Annotated in this window: 11 protein-coding genes; 7 read left to right on the forward strand and 4 right to left on the reverse strand. The window is 48.1% G+C overall.

What is annotated here, in order from left to right:
- Positions 1–7: 7 nt before the first annotated feature.
- Positions 8–2,425 (reverse strand): bifunctional aminotransferase class I/II-fold pyridoxal phosphate-dependent enzyme/GNAT family N-acetyltransferase, encoded by a 2,418-nt coding sequence (locus tag B7P33_RS06340; RefSeq protein WP_097441126.1) that lies wholly within the window; start codon positions 2,423–2,425, stop codon positions 8–10.
- A gap of 200 nt (positions 2,426–2,625) precedes the next feature.
- On the opposite strand from B7P33_RS06340, the gene B7P33_RS06345 reads away from it, so the two are divergent.
- The 4 genes from B7P33_RS06345 to B7P33_RS06360 all read left to right on the forward strand — a co-directional run bounded on the left by B7P33_RS06345 (position 2,626) and on the right by B7P33_RS06360 (position 5,999).
- The gene (locus tag B7P33_RS06345) at positions 2,626–3,021 is read left to right on the forward strand and encodes a DUF7793 family protein (RefSeq protein ID WP_141402404.1); all 396 of its coding nucleotides are present in this window, start codon (positions 2,626–2,628) and stop codon (positions 3,019–3,021) included.
- Between the two features lie 9 nt (positions 3,022–3,030).
- The gene (locus tag B7P33_RS06350) at positions 3,031–4,029 is read left to right on the forward strand and encodes a helix-turn-helix domain-containing protein (protein WP_097441128.1); all 999 of its coding nucleotides are present in this window, start codon (positions 3,031–3,033) and stop codon (positions 4,027–4,029) included.
- 82 nt (positions 4,030–4,111) lie between these two features.
- On the forward strand, positions 4,112–5,656 hold the full coding sequence (locus tag B7P33_RS06355; RefSeq protein ID WP_097441129.1) for a MauE/DoxX family redox-associated membrane protein: 1,545 nt from the start codon (positions 4,112–4,114) through the stop codon (positions 5,654–5,656).
- Positions 5,657–5,741: 85 nt separating this feature from the next.
- On the forward strand, positions 5,742–5,999 hold the full coding sequence (locus B7P33_RS06360) for a DUF6520 family protein (protein ID WP_097441130.1): 258 nt from the start codon (positions 5,742–5,744) through the stop codon (positions 5,997–5,999).
- 44 nt (positions 6,000–6,043) lie between these two features.
- Here B7P33_RS06360 and B7P33_RS06365 read toward each other — a convergent pair whose 3' ends face one another.
- The 3 genes from B7P33_RS06365 to B7P33_RS06375 are packed head-to-tail and all read right to left on the reverse strand — an operon-like array spanning position 6,044 to position 13,143.
- On the reverse strand, positions 6,044–8,632 hold the full coding sequence (locus B7P33_RS06365) for a S9 family peptidase (protein ID WP_172435870.1): 2,589 nt from the start codon (positions 8,630–8,632) through the stop codon (positions 6,044–6,046).
- A gap of 41 nt (positions 8,633–8,673) precedes the next feature.
- A complete protein-coding gene (locus tag B7P33_RS06370; protein WP_097441132.1) occupies positions 8,674–10,098 on the reverse strand; it encodes a RagB/SusD family nutrient uptake outer membrane protein in 1,425 nt (474 codons plus the stop codon).
- A gap of 24 nt (positions 10,099–10,122) precedes the next feature.
- Positions 10,123–13,143 carry a SusC/RagA family TonB-linked outer membrane protein gene (locus tag B7P33_RS06375; RefSeq protein ID WP_172435871.1) on the reverse strand — a complete coding sequence of 1,007 codons (3,021 nt, stop codon included), beginning with the start codon at positions 13,141–13,143 and terminating at the stop codon, positions 10,123–10,125.
- A 653-nt stretch (positions 13,144–13,796) separates the two neighbouring features.
- Between B7P33_RS06375 and B7P33_RS06380 the strand changes: the two genes are divergently transcribed.
- The 3 genes from B7P33_RS06380 (at position 13,797) to B7P33_RS06390 (ending at position 16,445) form a co-directional block, all read left to right on the forward strand.
- Positions 13,797–14,021 (forward strand): helix-turn-helix domain-containing protein, encoded by a 225-nt coding sequence (locus B7P33_RS06380; RefSeq protein WP_097441134.1) that lies wholly within the window; start codon positions 13,797–13,799, stop codon positions 14,019–14,021.
- A gap of 221 nt (positions 14,022–14,242) precedes the next feature.
- A complete protein-coding gene (locus B7P33_RS06385) occupies positions 14,243–15,448 on the forward strand; it encodes a DNA cytosine methyltransferase (protein WP_097441135.1) in 1,206 nt (401 codons plus the stop codon).
- Positions 15,441–16,445: a phosphoribosyltransferase-like protein gene (locus B7P33_RS06390; protein ID WP_097441136.1), complete on the forward strand. Its 1,005-nt coding sequence runs from the start codon at positions 15,441–15,443 to the stop codon at positions 16,443–16,445. Before B7P33_RS06385 ends, B7P33_RS06390 begins: the two co-directional genes overlap by 8 nt.
- Position 16,446: the final 1 nt, after the last annotated feature.

Here is a 16,446-nt window from a genome sequence, read left to right on the forward strand (position 1 = left end):
GGTTATCTCAACCGTTCCGCAGGACCCCGAGGGATTCCAGCGTGAAGTTGTCCCGGACCTGGATATAGGCCTTTTTGGGAAATACCGTGGCCCCTAATTTCCTTTTTTCAAAAGAGGCGGTCATCCCAAAATCGATCCGATCAAAACCCAAGGCCTTCGCCCGGGTTATGGTCCGGTACAGTAACTGTCTATATAATTGATGGTGGGCGTAACGATAGTCCATACCGATATAGGCAGGGACATAAGTGTGCTCGCCATTGCGATAACAGAACATGACCCCAACCCGTTCCCTTTGTCCGGTTTCGGTATATTCCGCTTTAAGATCTAGTACCAGGAACTCCCAGTTTTCGCACTTCCCCATAGTGGAGAAACACACCGAGGGCAACGGGAAGAGGTTCAGGGCAAGGTTATGCCCATTGACATTTTGATAAAGTTTTTCGAATACCAGTAGCTCCGATGGGGACGGGGACTTGATAACCACTTGGTGGAACCTGTCCACAAAAGGTCCCACCTCCTTTCTGAAATGGCGTCTTGATCGGGCCGAAAGCCCTTCCACATAATGGTCCATATCGACCGCCCCCAGATCCAAAAAACTACAGGAATCGGGCATGTCCATCTCCAAGTATCCATGACCTAGGAGGATGTCGCGGTAGGGAATATCGCCATCGAAATCCCTTAATATGACCATATCGGTCTGGATCTTCTCATGCAGCTCCCCAAGTTTATCCAAATAGGCCCGGAGCGCCTTTTCCCATAAGGGATGTTCCCTGTCCAAGTGTAAATGGGGGCCTTCGGTGAACGGTGAGCCCATGGCCAGGACCCAAGAGGTCCTATGATAGGGTCTTTCCTTTCGTATCCTTTCAATCTGCCCGGAAACCGATTCCGGTGCCAACATATCGTCCTTCCAAAGGGCCATGGTACAAAAAGCGGTCAATACGTTCTTACCTTTGCTATCTTGGATCAGGAAATAAAAGAATTCCCAATGGTGTTCCTTGACCTTTCCGTCGGAATACACCCCTTCCAAAAAGGCCATACCATCCCAATCATAAACGTTCCTGCCCGCCATTTTCGAGTTCCAAAGTTCCCGATCTACCTTATGGATACTCCGCGCAAGGACCAACTCAAGTTCTTTGGGTATGGCCCGATCCACACCTTTTGCTTGAGCGACCCAGCCAAAGGCGGCGTGTACCCGGGACAGATCGGTACCAGTGGACTTTAAGGAAAGGGGATAGAGTTCCGCCATGGTCCTTACCAAATCCTTTATCTCCCGTTTCCGGTTATGCCTGGAGATGGTTATCCGGACCCCGGTATTCTTGACCGGGACGGCCGGGAATATCCCGAGGTTCACAAAGAAACCGGCCTGCATCATGCGGTTCACGAAATCATAGCCGGTCACCGGCAGACCGGTGCCTATATAGAAGACCGGGGACCCATTCCTATCGATCAAGGGCAGTTCGGTCTTTTCAAGCTCGGAATTGAAGAACCTTATCTTTTCCCTTAGCTCGTCCTGAAGGGTATAGATCTCCGGAGACAAATGGATCTCCGAAGAGGCCAATGCCGCCGCTATGCTGGCAGGTTCCAATTGGGCGGAAAAGGTCAAAGGACCCCCAAAGTTCTTGATCTTGTCGAACATTTTCTTGTCTTGACAGGCCAATACGGCCCCACTGGCCCCAAAGGTCTTGCTCAGGGTACCGAACAAGAGAATGTTATGGGGCAACTCCCCCAATCGGCCCATGACATAGCCCGCCCCATGTTTACCGGACCAGCTCATACCGTGTACATCGTCCACATACAGATAAAGTTTCGGGTACCGATGGCAGAGTGCCATTAAATCGTCCATGGGGGCCACATCCCCGTACATGGAATATACCCCATCGATCATATACCATATCCTTCCCGGTCGGGAGGCGAAACGTTTGATCTTGTCCTCCAGCATATCCAATCGGTTGTGACGGATCATCTCTATGGGAACCGATCGCAATTTTAACTGTTTGGCGGCAGACTGCACGCTCCAGTGGACCTGATGGTCCAATATGATGGCATCCCCGTCACCCACGGCACTGGGTATTACCCCCATATGCCCTAGGGTACTGTTCTTGGTGATAATGGTGGGACATCCATAGATTTTGGACATGTTCACTTCCAGGTTCCGATACAACGGATTGGATACATAGGTCTTGGACAATGGGAATTGGGTCCCATACTTGAGGATGGCCTCCACGGCCGCCTTTTTGAGCCTTTTGTCCTGCTCCAATCCCAAATAGCCCGTAGTCCCGAAATGGTACATTTTCTTTCCATTGATATGGATATGGCGACCATCGAGATATCCTCCCTCTGCATAGAGATGGAGTACCCCTTGCCTTTTAGCGGCCGAAAAAACGGAATCGACCGTCTCTAGAAAGTTATTGTGCTTGATCTTGGCCATAGGTGTGTGTTGGTATCGTCCTTTTCAAGCTAACCATTTCTCGGGGACCCACACAATCCGGGCCTATACCAACCCTTTTTAAATCCCTTTGGGTCAAAATTTACTCCGTGTGGGGTAACAATCCAGATCAACTTCCATGGTCTTTTATGGCTAAACCCTTAAATTTTATACATTTAAGGGTTAATACCCTCCAATCAGTTATGAGACCCTTGTTGGAAAACGACTATGCCCAGTATTGGATGGAGCAGGGTATCCTCTGTTGCCGTTACCGGAAAGGTCTGACCATAGACCATTCCACCGCCGTAGCAGTGGCAAGGGACAGGTTCCGTCTACAACAAGGCCGTCCCTTTGCCATTTTCTGCGATATCAGCGGCGTCAAAGGTATCGATATCAATGCTCGTAACTATTTGGCCGGTGAAGGCTCCATGCTCATCAATGCCGTCGCTTTCCTGGTAGGACCCCCATTGTCCCATGTGATCTCGGCTTTTTACATAAAGACCAATAGGCCCCCGGTCCCCACAGGTGTTTTCATGGATAAACGGGAGGCTATGGATTTCCTGATTGCCATTGGGAACCACATGGATGAAAAAACCTAAAAGTAAAGTATGACCGACCGACCACATCACATTGAGGACGTTGATGCCGAGCGTTTAAAAAATATCCAGGAGATCCTGTTGGAAATCGCTTCCGGAAACCTCTCCCTACGCATACAAAGGACCGAAAGGAACGATCAGTTAGAGGCACTCGCAACCTTGATAAATATGACTTTGGAGGAATTACGCAATTCCTTCATACACCAAGCCCATGTGCACCCTCCGGACGCCTATGGTTTTTTGGGTCAGACCGTATTCCTGCTGGACCCCATGGGCCGTATCGAATCCTTTACACCGAACGCTATGGAATTCACGGGACTGTCCCAAGAGGAACTTACCGGGCTACCCATGGAGGGCCTGATCGGTCCGGATTCCCGAAAAAAATGGAAAAGCTTATACGAAGGCGTTTATAGAGATCAAGGGAGGGGCCGCCCCTTGGTCCTCTCCTTTGGAAAGGGCCAAGGCCTCTTACAGAAAGTGGACTGTCTGATCTCCCATACCATAGATAGGAACGGGTTTACCCAAAAAACCATAGTGGTCTGCTTCAAGATCTTCAGGAGGGACAAACTAAGGGAAAAGGAACTCTCGGTACAGGTTTCCAGATACAGAAAGGCCAATACGGCCCCAAAGAAGAAGATGTACCCCATCAACTCCCAGGATGCGGCCCTATTATGGAAGATCCATGACCATATATTGAACAATCTTGAACGGCCCTTGCCCTCCCTTATCGAGCTTGCACATAATTTCGGCACCAATGAGTTCAAGCTCAAAAATGGCTTCAAACAATTGTATGGGGATACGGTATTCCGTTTCCTGCTCAAGGAGCGCCTGAAAAAGGCCAGTGTCCTGATCCAACATAGTGACCTTCCCATTAAAAGGATCGCCCAGATCACCGGCTTCAAGAGTATGGCACACTTTTCCAGATCCTTCAAGAAAAAATACGGTTACCCTCCCCGGGACTTAAGGAAAGGGGGACAAAAAAACGGCCCGATACAGGGGGTTCCCGACTGATCCGGATCAAAATCCCTTATGGTCATGAATTAATCCAAGGCGGTCAATGACAGCTTGCGACCTTTGTCCCATATGTAAGATTATGGAAAGGTTTCTTGAAAAACATAGTGGTAAAATACAAAAGGTAGCCGCCTTTCTATTGATATTCCTATTCGCCTATGCGGCACTGGAGAAAAGTACGGATTACGATGGGTTCCTCTTGGAATTGGGTCAATCCCCTCTATTGTCGACATTCGCCGGACCTATTTCCTTAGGGGTCCCCTTGATAGAGTCGATCTGTGTCATACTCCTGGCCGTGGAGAGGTTTCGAAAATATGGATTTTATCTCGCCTTTCTGCTTATGGTTTCCTTTACGGTCTATATCATACTTATACTCGGGTTCGCGGATTTCGTTCCGTGTTCCTGTGGTGGGATTTTGGAAGAAATGGGTTGGTATCAACATTTGATCTTCAATATCGTGTTCATCGGTGTGGCCGCCCTAGGGGCCCTATCCCACATTCAGGGGTCGGGGCCCTTAAAGGGTAAGGCCCGAATAGCAGGGCCATACCGGGGATCGAAGCTGTTGGGCTTGGGCACATTATCCATTTTGGGAACCCTTGGGGTGGTAATCCTTTTTCTGGTATCCGAAAACGAAATACGACTAGGCAATGGTTTTATACGACGCTTCCCCCACCAACCTGCCACCAAGGTTTATGAAAGGGACCTGGTTTTCGACTCCTACTATTTTGCCGGGATGGGAAAGGACTCCCTATTCCTGGCTAACCATACCGCTCCTTTACATCTGCTGGTATTGGACACGACCCTTAAGGTATCCAAACAAATACGGATCGGATTGGACAGGGACGATTTTCCCTATAGGGCGGCCCAAGTCCGGGTAATCCCGCCCCATTTCTTCGTATTGGACGGAACGGTCCCCGTGGTCCAAATGGGTACGACCGACCATTGGATGGCCAAGACCCTATCCACCGGCCGGGAACATTATTTTAACCTGGCCGAGCCCGTGGACGATAGACGTTTGATAATCCGGGCACAGCGTGGGGCCGACGGTAAGAACGTCTTGGGGGCACTAGACCTGAACACCGGAAAGATCCAATTGTCCGAAGGTCTGTTGGAGACACGTATCGATGGCTTCTTCGGTTCCGACGGAATCCTACAGATCGACCCTTCACGCGAATACCTTACTTATGGTTATTACTACCGCAATGGGTATTTGGTGTTCGACCCGGATCTAAACCCCATTTTCAGGGGTAAAACGATCGACACCGTAAAATCGGTCCGTTTGGATTTCGTGGAAGACCGGTCCAAAGGACAACGGAAACTGGCCCAACGGCCCTTGTTGGTGAATAAGTTCATGGGGGCTTCCGATGGAAAACTTTTCGTACTGGGGCAACTCATCGGAAAATACGAAACCGAACAGCTTTGGGATACCGCCTCGGTCATCGATGTCTATGATATTGGGGACGGGGGCTACCTTTTCAGTTTCTACATCTATGATATCGATGGGGACAAGCTCCGCTCCTTTAAGATCAACGGTAACCTTTTCTACGGACTGATAGGCGACCATATCGTAGGCTACCGTTTGGACCACAAGACCTTCGATAGGGAAGCGGATCCTAACGTTCCTTAAGAGCAAAAACATAAAAATACTGCAGTAGCAGGGGAAGGCCGAAAACCTGTAACAGAGTAGGCCGTAAATTTAATATCTAAACATCATGAAAAAGATCGTTTTAAAAACAGCGTTACCCGCCCTGGCCCTTATGATGGCCGTTGGGCTTTCCTTCGCGACCAATGTGGAGCAAGCGCACAACCCGAACGCAAAGCAGGGGTATATCAATACCCCACAACCCTGTACCTTGTCCAGGACATGTTCTACCATCCCGGGACAATTGTGTACGGACAACAACGGGAACCAGGTCTTTGATAAGATCAGCCCTACCGTTTGTACCCAACCTTTGTACATGCCTCAATAAGTGGGTAGGTACCAAGGTAAAGGGCCGCATCTAGCGGCCCTTTGTTATTTTAGGTACTTATCGAACCAATCCAGTACCCTTTTATTAAGGTCCCTTTGGTTCGTGGGATCCATATTGATATGATCCTCTTCGGGATACACCAACAACAGCACCTCCTTGCCCAGCCTTCTTAAGGCCAGGTACATGCGAAAGCTCTGTTCCCAATCCACCATACGGTCCCTTTGGCCGGTGGACAAGAGCAAAGGGGTATTGATATGGTCCGCCCAATGGATGGGGGAATTGTTCAAAAACAGTTCTTGATCGCTATAGAACGGTTTTTGCATTTGGAACTGTTGGGATTCCAATTGAAACAGTCCGCCTTCATGGGAATAGGCATGCATACCCAGATAAAAACCCATAAGATCGGCAATACCCGCCCCGGCATAGGCCGCCTTGAACATATCGGTCCGGCCGATCACCGAAAGGGTCTCATAGCCCCCAAAGGAATATCCGGTAAGCCCCAACCTTTCATGATCGACATCCCCTTTTTGCAACACATGGGCCACCCCGGCCCGGATATGGGACAATGCGGCCCGACCGGGACCTTCATCCTCCAGATAGATATCCGGTTCAAAGACGAAATACCCCTGGGTGGTGAAGTTCGCGATATTGAAATTGGGATGCTCGTAGGGCGTGGGGATATGGTAGGCATGCAGGCCTGTGGACCTTACCTCATATACATGGACCACCATGGGGTATACATCGCCCTTTTTATAATCCGCCGGGTAGTACAGGGCCCCTTTCAAAGGCCTGCCTTTGGCATCCCTGTATTCCATAAGCTCCGAGCGACCCCATTGGAAGTCCTTCTGGTGCGGGTTCGACCGGAAAAGAACGGTCTCCCTGCCTTTTTGGTCATGTAGACCAAGATAGGTCGGCACCTCGAAGCGTTCTTTTTTGATCAGGTATTTCCCCTTGGCCGCCCTAACGATTCCCTGTACCTTGAAATCCCCCTGTGTTATCGTATGGGGCCCGCTGCTATCCAACAAGGTATAGCCCGATCCCATTTTTTGGTCCAAGGTCTCCAATAGGATCCCTTTATCCAAGTCATATCGGAAGGTCGTATAGTAGGGGTCGTCATGTTTGGAGGTCAGTTCAAAGGGGCCGCGATGGATATCATAACCCACTTTTAGTTCCTTGCCTTGGGTCAATCGCCTGAGTTCGGCCTGTCCCGGGGAATAACGCCACAGGTCAGGACCGGCCAAGAACAGAAAGTCCTTGTCCCGCCGGGTCCATCCTTCCGTTCCGATGGGGGCGCGGAAATTTTCGATCCCCCTATAGGCCCTACCGGCCTTGCCTTTTAGGTCCTGGGTCACCCAGTGGGTCTTTTGGGTCTGGGTATCGTAGAGGTACCAATCCCCATTCTTGAAATACCCTATGTACTTTCCGTTTGGGGAGATATGGGAATGTCCCATGGAGTTGGGTTGGCCCTGGGTGATCGATTTCCGCTTACCGCTGCGCAGGTCCATGGCATGGATCTCCGTGGTCTCCGAACCCTTTGCCCGTCCCTCAAGATCGTAATAGCCTGTGGAATAGACCAGGGCATGCTCCAAACCGGAATCCACCACAACCCTTTCCGATCGGCCCTGTTCCAAACGCACCACCTCGTCCGTATCGATATACCAAAGGCTTCTTTTGGGGCCATGATCCGCAGCCCTATTGGCCTCCCTATGGGGGAACATAAGGGAATCACGACCGCCCCAAAGTTGTACCGCCTTGGGATCCGGAGGGCCCTGGGAAAGTTCCTTATTCCTTTGGTCCCATATCCTGAAAAGGACCCGCTTACCATCCGGGGATATCCTTGGGGCAGCATCGGTAATCCAATAACCTTGGAACCCTTTACGCCCCTTCAGATCCAGGGTCCTTTTATCACCGGTGGCAAGGTCGTACAAAAGCAACCTGGCCCCATGGTCATGGGTATCTGATATGGAGAACAATAGGAACCTACCACTGGCGTCCCAACTGATGTTCCGTATTGGGGAGTTTACGATCGAGAGCGTGGGAAAGTCTCCGAAACCCTTGTCCAGATCGATATAGGACAGGGTCCATTTACCAAAACGTTCAGCGGCATAGGCCAATAGGTTACGCTGCTTATGCAACTTGAAACGTTTGACCTTTTTCAGGGTATCCCGTTTGCTCCTTTTCAGGTCCCATACGATAAGACCGTTCCCGTTCGCAGGGTCCGTAGCTTGGATAAAGTACCTGCCGTCCTTGGAGAACCGGACCTGGTAGGCATGGGCCAGGGGGTACTTTCTTTGATTTTTTAGGTCGACCAATATTCTGTCCCCTCCTTTGATATTGACCAAAAACCAACGGCCCGTGGCATTGAACCGGCCGCTGAGACCATGGGCGAAGGCATAACCCGTTCCTTTCCCAGTGGGTCTAAGGAAAAGGGTATCCACTAATTGAGGATAATGGGAACGGTAAGCGTACCATTGTGCATCGTTTGAGATGGCCTCACCGTAGGTTCGGCTCCACAATCGGTAATCGGAGGTTTGGACTTGGCGTTTGGCCTGCCCCCAAACGGGGGCGGCCATAGCTAACCAAACAACACAAAGCCAAGACCGTTTCCCTAGGGAAACCATCCTCTTCAACATGTCTTTAAATCGATTCGTCCACATCTTTTTTTGATATTGTATCAATATCCGGGGTTCTGCTCCCCCAGATCGGGATTGATGATGAGTTCGGCCTCTGGTATGGGGAGCCGGATATCGGTATCCTTCCATCCGGGTTTTATGGGGCCAAGGGTTTCTGCGGCCCTGCCCGTCCGGCGAAGGTCGTTCCATCTTAGACCGAACTCGGTAAACAGTTCCAGGCGGCGCTGTTCCCAAATGGCCTCCAAAAGGGAATCCTTGTCCAAACTGTCAAGATTCGAAAGACCGGCCCTTTGCCGGATCCGGTTCAAATCGGAAAGGGCCCCTTCCAGATTTCCCAATTGGGCAAGGGCCTCCGCCCGCATCAAATAGGCCTCCGCCAAACGCATAAGTATGGAGAATTCCAAAGATATCCCGGTGTCCACATTGTATTTGTATTTGTTGGGATGGGACCAACTATCATTGCCCTGGTCCACCGTACCTGTCCAATGGGCCTGACGCAGATCATCCGGGGTAAAGCTTTCCAAGAAGTAAGGGGACAGGGCGCTTGCCGGAGGTGGGCCTACCGTGAAGATAAAGGTCCCGGCCTCCAAGGTATTGTTCCCTTCGTTACGGGGTTTGAACTGCCAGATGGTACCTGTAGCTGCCCTTTGGAACACCCGGGAAAGATCGCCCTCCCAAATATAGGTGGCCGACTTGTCCAATAGGGCGTCCATTTCTGAAACTATCCTTTCCCATGTCCCCGTTTCCAGATGGATACGTGCCATGAGTATGCGTACCGCATCCCGGTTGGGCCTTGTGCGTTCGAGGGAGGGTTCCTCCATTAATAGTTCCTTGGCCATTTCCAGGTCTTCCATTAGGGCAGTGGACAGTTCGGACAAGGCCATACGGGTTACCTTGGCATTGGCCCTATGATCACTCGTTCGGATATAGGGGATCTCCCCGAAAAGGGTACTTAGCTGGTAGTGGAGCAATGCCCGGATGAAAAGTCCTTCGCCTTCAAAGGTCTGTCCGTCCTGTTCCGATATCCCCTCCGAATTCCTTACCCCTTCCAAGAATGCATTTGTCGCATAGATCAGGTTATAGGAGGTGGCCCAATAGGAGGCCACTGTCGCATCGCTGGGCAAGATCCCATGGTTATGGAAAAGGGCCTGGGGTTGGGTGGGGTCCCCGTAAAAGTCCAGTTCATCGGCATATAGGCCCATCAGGTTCCCCATACCAGAGGATCCACCCGTGAGCAGACCATCGTCCCTGAGTTGTGCATAGATATCCATAAGTGCCGCCGTGGCCGTGGCCCGGTCCTCGAAGACGGCCGCCCCGGTCAATTGGGATTTGGGCAGGTCTACTTCCACGAAATCCTCACAGGAGATCAGTGGGGCAAAAGCGATTAATAATAGGGTCAACTTGGCCCAAATACCGTGGTGCACTCCGGATTTTCTTGGGCCTTTGTCATTCGATATATTTTTCATTTTTATGAATTTAGGTTAGCACTGTTACAAGCCGAGTCTGAGGCCCAAGGTCAACATCCTAGGTTGGGGAATAAAGCCGGAAATCCCTTCAGGGGTACCGTTATCCAAAGCAGTCCATGTCCATAGGTTATGGCCTTGTAGGTATACCTGGCAATCCATGGTGGATCCACTAGGGATGTCATAGGAGACCGATACCGTCCGTAAACGGAAAAAGGAGGTATCGGTAAAGGTCCCGCTACTATTGCGATAACGGTCGAAGGCGATGCTGGCATTGGGGTCGAAACCGGCCGAATAGCGTTGTTGGGGGGCATTGGAACCGATCTCTTGCCACCTATCCCCAACCTCTATGGGTTGGTTGACCATACTCCCGGGTTGGATACCCCCATATTGCATACCGAACCCATCCTGTTTCCTAAACTGGAAGAACAGATCCATTTCCCAAGGGCCTAAGGTCAGTGTATTGCCCAACCCCCCATGGAAGGCCGGGGTCGTGTCGGCGATCCACTGACGGTCGTTTACATCGATGATCCCATTATCATCATAGTCCAAGAAGTTATGGTAACCGGTTTGGGGGTCCACGCCTTGGGAATGATAGAGTTTCTTAATGGACAGGGGCTGGCCGATTACATAGGTATCGGCCAGGGTCGAGGTCTCCAGACCGGGGAATTCCAACAGTTCGTTATTGGGGATACTCAGGTTGGCCCTTGTGGTCCATCGTATATTCTCCTTGTCCAGATTGACGGTCTTGAGCTCGAATTCCCATCCGGTATTGGCCACTTTGGCGGCCAGGTTGGATTGGATGGAGGTGAAGCCCGTGGTTGCGGGCAGGGGTATTCCTGTCAATTGGTTGGTGGATCTGTTATCGTACCAGGAACCCGTGAGGTAGATCCGGTCCCGTAGAAATCCTAGTTCCAAGGCCAGTTCGGACTTTCGGTTCTCCTCCCATCCAAAGTCGGGATTGAAGAGCCTGCTCGGTCTAAGACCCGTAATCCCATTGTAGTTGTTCCCGCTGACCGAATAGGTATCGAGATATTGATAGTCCCCGATCTGATCGTTACCCGTGGTACCATAACTGCCGCGGAGTTTCCCAAAGCTCAAAAAAGGGAGGGCCTCGCCGATGGATCTGTTCCGGGTAAAGATCCAGGCCCCTCCAAGTGCCCAAAAATCGGCGAACCTCCTCCCGGGGCCGAACCTGCTCGATCCGTCCCGTCTCCCGGTAATGTTCAAATGATATATATCCCCAAAGGAAAGGTTGATCCTTCCGAACAGGGCCTGGTACCTATACTCGGTGCGGGTATCGCTCAGGACCGAATGATAGGAGGCGGCCGATAGGTCATACAATAGGGCATTACTGGAATAACCCACCCCTAACTGGGTAAGTCGGGTAGTGACCTCTCCTTGGAAGGTGGCCCCGGCCAAGACTTTTAGTGCAAGATTTCCATAGGTCATTTCCCAACCGATCTGTGGCTCGACGATCCAAGAACGAACGCCCCCATTGTTGAAGAAGATAGAAGAGGAGCGGCTGTCCAACCCGAAGGCCGGATTGAACATGGTATGGGGACTGGTCCGGGATTCCTCCAAACGCATATCGTTGTATCCGATGTTCGTCTTGAACTCCAATGCGGGTGTGGGCCTATAGGACAGGACCAGATTGGCCAAAAGGCTGTACCGGTCCGATAGGTAATCGGATTCCAATAAGGACAAGGGATTGGTCCAGGTACCGTTCTCCCAGTTGAGGGCACCCTCTGCGTCGTAGAGGGTCGGGGCGTTCGGGGGCAGGTTACGTGCCTGGCCACTTAGGTCGAAACCCGGTAACTTGTTATCCTCATAACCATAGCCCATACTGAGATCCAGACCCAGTTTACCATCTTCGGAGCGATGGTTCACACTGGCCTGTAGATCGGTCTTTTTGTATTTGGAATCCCCTACGAAGACCGTGGTCTCCTGTTGGTGGCCGGCCCCCATCCGGAACCGGGTCGTGGCATTGCCCCCTGAGAAGGACAACCTCGCCGAATGGCGGTAGGCCGTTTCCCCTAGAAGCTCTTCCTGCCAATCGGTATACTTATCGGGGTCCCAAGTTCCATTGATGTCATAGGCGTAGAACGGATAGTCCGAAAACCCGTCATTGGTAAAGGCCTCCCTACGCATCTCCAGATAGGTAGGGGTGTCCATAAGTTTGGGGAACTTCGCGATATGGCCAAGTCCGCTGGTCAGGTCCACGCTGAGCCGTGTCTTGCCGACCTGGCCTTTTTTGGTGGTGATAAGTACCACCCCATTGGCCCCGCGGGAACCATAGATGGCCGTGGCATCGGCATCCTTCAATACCTCGATGCTCTGGATCTCCTCAGGGGCCAGTACGCTCAAAGGGTTGGGATTCCCCAAGGGGATGATCGAACCGGAAACTATCGCCGAGCCAAGGGAGGAACTACCAAATGGTACCCCGTCCACAATGTACAGTGGGTCGTTCCCGGCATTGATACTGTTCTGGCCACGGATACGGATGATATAGCCTCCACCGGGGATACCGGAGTTCTGGGAGATGTCCACCCCGGACATACGCCCTTGGATAGTGGCCAAGGGATTGGACACGGGCTGTTTGTCGATTTCTTTGGCGTTTACCTTGACAATGTTCCCGGTACGTTCCTTTTGGGATACCGAGTAATACCCGGCATTAAGCTCCACCCCTTCCAAAAGGGTGGTCTCTGTTTCCAAGGTGAAATCGATGGTGGTCCTCCCGGCTACGGTGATGGTTTGGGTGACATGGCCCAGATAGGAACACTCCAAGATATCGGATGGGGTTACCTCCAAGGTATAACTACCTGTGGGGCCTGAAAACGCACCACGTTGCGTCCCCTGTATCAAGATGTGCGCACCGTAAATGGGGCGGCCCATATCGTCCGTAACTTTTCCCGTTACGGTAAGGGATTGGAGGGTAATGGGGATTGGGACTGTTTTGGGAGCGGCATGGATATGGGCCAAGGAGTTGGCCCAGGATAGGAGCAATAAGAGTCCTGTAATGCATGCCGTAACATGATTATTTTTCATAGTTTTGAGTAGTTGATGAAACATTCGTTTTGATCACTGGCCTTCCGGACTGGCTGAAACTTGGAACGGGAGGCTAATTTTTTTGATCGGACCCTTGCCATGGGATATGAGTGTCAGGGCGTGTGCCTAGGCACCGTGCTCTCCGGGCTACGGGGTAGCTACCTTCGATCACTCACGCGGGGATTCCATTAGAATTTAGCGCGAAGAGGGTGGAGAGAATGTGCTTTCCACGGGTTTGGGGTCTGATCTTAGTTTTTCTTCATAGAGGTTTATTGGTATTAATAATTGGACAATAATGGGTTGGGCCATGAACTTGGGTTATGGCTACATGGGGATTCGTTCCAGAATAAGAAGGAAAGGCTTTGGAGGGTGGTTAGGTGATGCTATAAAAGGCGTGAGACCCAACTTATCGAACAGAGGTACTGGTATACCCATCACACAATAAGCGAGCCCACGCCCGGGTCGTGAGCTAATTGCTTATCCTCTCGTGTGATTAAAAATTACCAGTTTTCTGTCCGAGGTTCAAAGCGAATTGCTTCAATTTCATTAGAAGAATCGCAAAAAAAGCTATTTCAATTGCTAATATACAAATAATTTAATTTCAACACATATATGTGTTGAAATTATTTGCCAGCATTCCCAATTTTTATTGAATGCAAGAAAATGAATTGGCAAAGCTAAAAAAGGAAATAGGTATTTTAGTTAGATTTCATAGGAAAAAAAAGAAAGTCTCTCAATTCAAAATGGGACTAGAAGTTAACATGTCTGCAAATCAAGTTGGTAGAATTGAAAGAGGTGAAAGCAATCCTACTGTAGAAACTCTATTTTTGTTTGCTAATTACTTTTCTATCAACATTCGTGATTTTTTCACCTCATAGAATAACAAGCTATGTAAACCATTGCTGTATCAAACTTTAGTCCAAAAAAGTTATCTATAATAGAATTGATTAACTATCTTTCCTATTATTGTCACTCAATTTTCGAATTCTTAATACATTCGGAGGATATAGATTAGTTTGAAAAGTAATCCTATTCTATTAAAAGAACCCCCTCTGATTAAATTTGATTTTAAAGACCTTATTTACAGGGACTTAAAAATATGACCCAAAACAAGTTTAATTTTGTCGGATTGTTTTCTGGCTGCGGCGGAGCAGACTATGGATTTCATATCAACCAATTTGAAAGTCTAGGTAGTTTTGATATTGACCCAGCTGCACTATCCGTATTGGAAAAAAACTTAAACGTCCCAACTTATAATGAGGATTTAAGTAAAATAAACATAAAAGAGTATATTGGAGAAACACCTGTAGATGTTGTTTTTTCTGGTGCTCCATGCCAAGGTTTTTCAACTGCTGGAAATAGAATATATACTGACCCAAGAAACAGCCTCTTGGTAAAGGGTGGTGAAATTGCTCTTGAATTAAAAACCAAAGTTTTCGTCTCTGAAAATGTAATGGGGTCTTTATACGGAGTTTTTAAAAATTATTGGGATACACTAGAGTCCCTCTTTAAGTCTAATGGATATAAAACTGAGCTTATAAAAGTTAATTGTTTGGAGATTGGAATGGCTCAAATGAGAAAGAGGGTTTTATTTTTTGCCTGGAAAACAAATTGTTCTGATAAAATCAATTGGCCAAAAAATATAAAACATAAAACATTAAAAGATGTATTATCCAGTTTGGAATCCCAAGTTAATCACAATGATTTGGTAACTTTAGCTAACGATAAACTTAAAATAGCATCAAGGATAGGCCCTAATCAGAAGCTATGTAATGTTAGAGGGGGTTCAAGATCCGTTCCCACGTGGGAAATACCAGAAGTATTTGGCCAAGTCGACAATATAGAAAAAGAAATACTAGTATCCTTGAGAAAACTTAGGCGAACCAATAGAAAGAGAAGTTTTGGGGATGCCGACCCTGTTGATGTAGATGATCTTCTTAAAGAAAATAGGACTTTTACAATAGAAAAACTTAAAAGTCTTGAAAGCAAAGGTTATATAAAACGGAAAGGGAGTAATTCTTACGATTTAACTAGAACATTTAATGGAAAATATAGGAGATTATCTATGGAAAACCCTTCCATTACAGTTGACACTCGCTTTGGAAATCCAATATATGCCTTACATCCTAATCAAAACAGGGGATTCACAGTAAGAGAAGCTGCCAGAATACAAGGGTTTCCTGATGATTATGAGTTTTATGGCTCCTTGAGAGATCAATATAAAATGATTGGAAATGCGGTTCCACCTCCACTATCCAATATTATTGCCAAAATAGTTAAAGATCAATTGTTAACTTATGAATAGTAGAATTGAAATTTTGGTAAATCAATGGGCTTCTGAAACTCTTGATGAATCATATAGAGAAATACATGCCCAAATAAGGTTTTTGTCGAAAGAGTTGTTTCATGACTATGAACCCATTCAAGGGCAGGCAATTAACTTTAATACAAGGCTTGAAAACTGGTTGGATAATGTTTCTTCAGATTCAGATAAGAAAAATCTTTTTAAAATTCTTAGTCATTTATTTTATATCGGCATAAGTGAGTTTAACACGCTATACAGAGTAGCTTATAATGAGTTAATTGCTAAATGGCTCATTGATATTGAAAATATATCCTTCAATGATTTCTCCAATGCTAAATCCGAATTAAATCAAGCTCTCAAGGATTGTTGGATTTGCCCGATAACGGACAGTCTAAACATTAATTCATTTTTCCATGTGAACAATATACCTTCTACGGCTTGGAATGAAATGCGTCCTCAATGGTATGGGATAAATGAAGAGGGGCCAGACCAACCCAAATGGAATTCCAACCTACAACATATTAATAATCACAACATTAATAAAATTATTCTAATAGAGGATTTTGTTGGTTCAGGTAGCCAAATTGAAGGAGTTGTCAAATTCCTCATGGAAAAAGACTTAGATATCGAAGTGTTGGTGATTCCCTTAATAAATTGTCCTAAAGGAATTGAAAAACTAAATCAATTATCTCGTAAGTTCGAAAAGTTATCATATAAAGCAGTTATTGAACTTTCAGAGTCTTCTTTTATTAGTACTTCCCCCAAAGCTGATGAGCATTTAGATTTTATCACAATTCGTGAATTTATTAATCGCATATACGACTTGACAAGTGGAGGGCTTGTACCTGGCAACAAAATACCATATTCACCTTTTGGTTATAGAGATACTGGTGGCTTTTTAATAAGTTATTCAAATGCACCAGATAATACAATTCCGGTTCTGCATTGTACTTCGAAAACGTGGGTACCTCTTTTCCCTAGGCACTCAAGAAATTGAT

The sequence above is a fragment of the Sediminicola luteus genome, assembly GCF_002514735.1.
GTDB lineage: Bacteria > Bacteroidota > Bacteroidia > Flavobacteriales > Flavobacteriaceae > HQA918.

What these genes read in the sequence shown, in the direction of transcription:
- B7P33_RS06360 (WP_097441130.1), top strand. Translation starts at nt 5,742, where the DNA reads ATGAAAAAGATCGTTTTAAAAACAGCGTTACCCGCCCTGGCCCTTATG.
- B7P33_RS06355 (WP_097441129.1), top strand. Translation starts at nt 4,112, where the DNA reads ATGGAAAGGTTTCTTGAAAAACATAGTGGTAAAATACAAAAGGTAGCC.
- B7P33_RS06380 (WP_097441134.1), top strand. Translation starts at nt 13,797, where the DNA reads ATGCAAGAAAATGAATTGGCAAAGCTAAAAAAGGAAATAGGTATTTTA.
- B7P33_RS06365 (WP_172435870.1), bottom strand. Translation starts at nt 8,632, where the DNA reads ATGTTGAAGAGGATGGTTTCCCTAGGGAAACGGTCTTGGCTTTGTGTT.
- B7P33_RS06345 (WP_141402404.1), top strand. Translation starts at nt 2,626, where the DNA reads ATGAGACCCTTGTTGGAAAACGACTATGCCCAGTATTGGATGGAGCAG.
- B7P33_RS06375 (WP_172435871.1), bottom strand. Translation starts at nt 13,143, where the DNA reads ATGAAAAATAATCATGTTACGGCATGCATTACAGGACTCTTATTGCTC.
- B7P33_RS06340 (WP_097441126.1), bottom strand. Translation starts at nt 2,425, where the DNA reads ATGGCCAAGATCAAGCACAATAACTTTCTAGAGACGGTCGATTCCGTT.
- B7P33_RS06385 (WP_097441135.1), top strand. Translation starts at nt 14,243, where the DNA reads ATGACCCAAAACAAGTTTAATTTTGTCGGATTGTTTTCTGGCTGCGGC.
- B7P33_RS06350 (WP_097441128.1), top strand. Translation starts at nt 3,031, where the DNA reads ATGACCGACCGACCACATCACATTGAGGACGTTGATGCCGAGCGTTTA.
- B7P33_RS06370 (WP_097441132.1), bottom strand. Translation starts at nt 10,098, where the DNA reads ATGAAAAATATATCGAATGACAAAGGCCCAAGAAAATCCGGAGTGCAC.
- B7P33_RS06390 (WP_097441136.1), top strand. Translation starts at nt 15,441, where the DNA reads ATGAATAGTAGAATTGAAATTTTGGTAAATCAATGGGCTTCTGAAACT.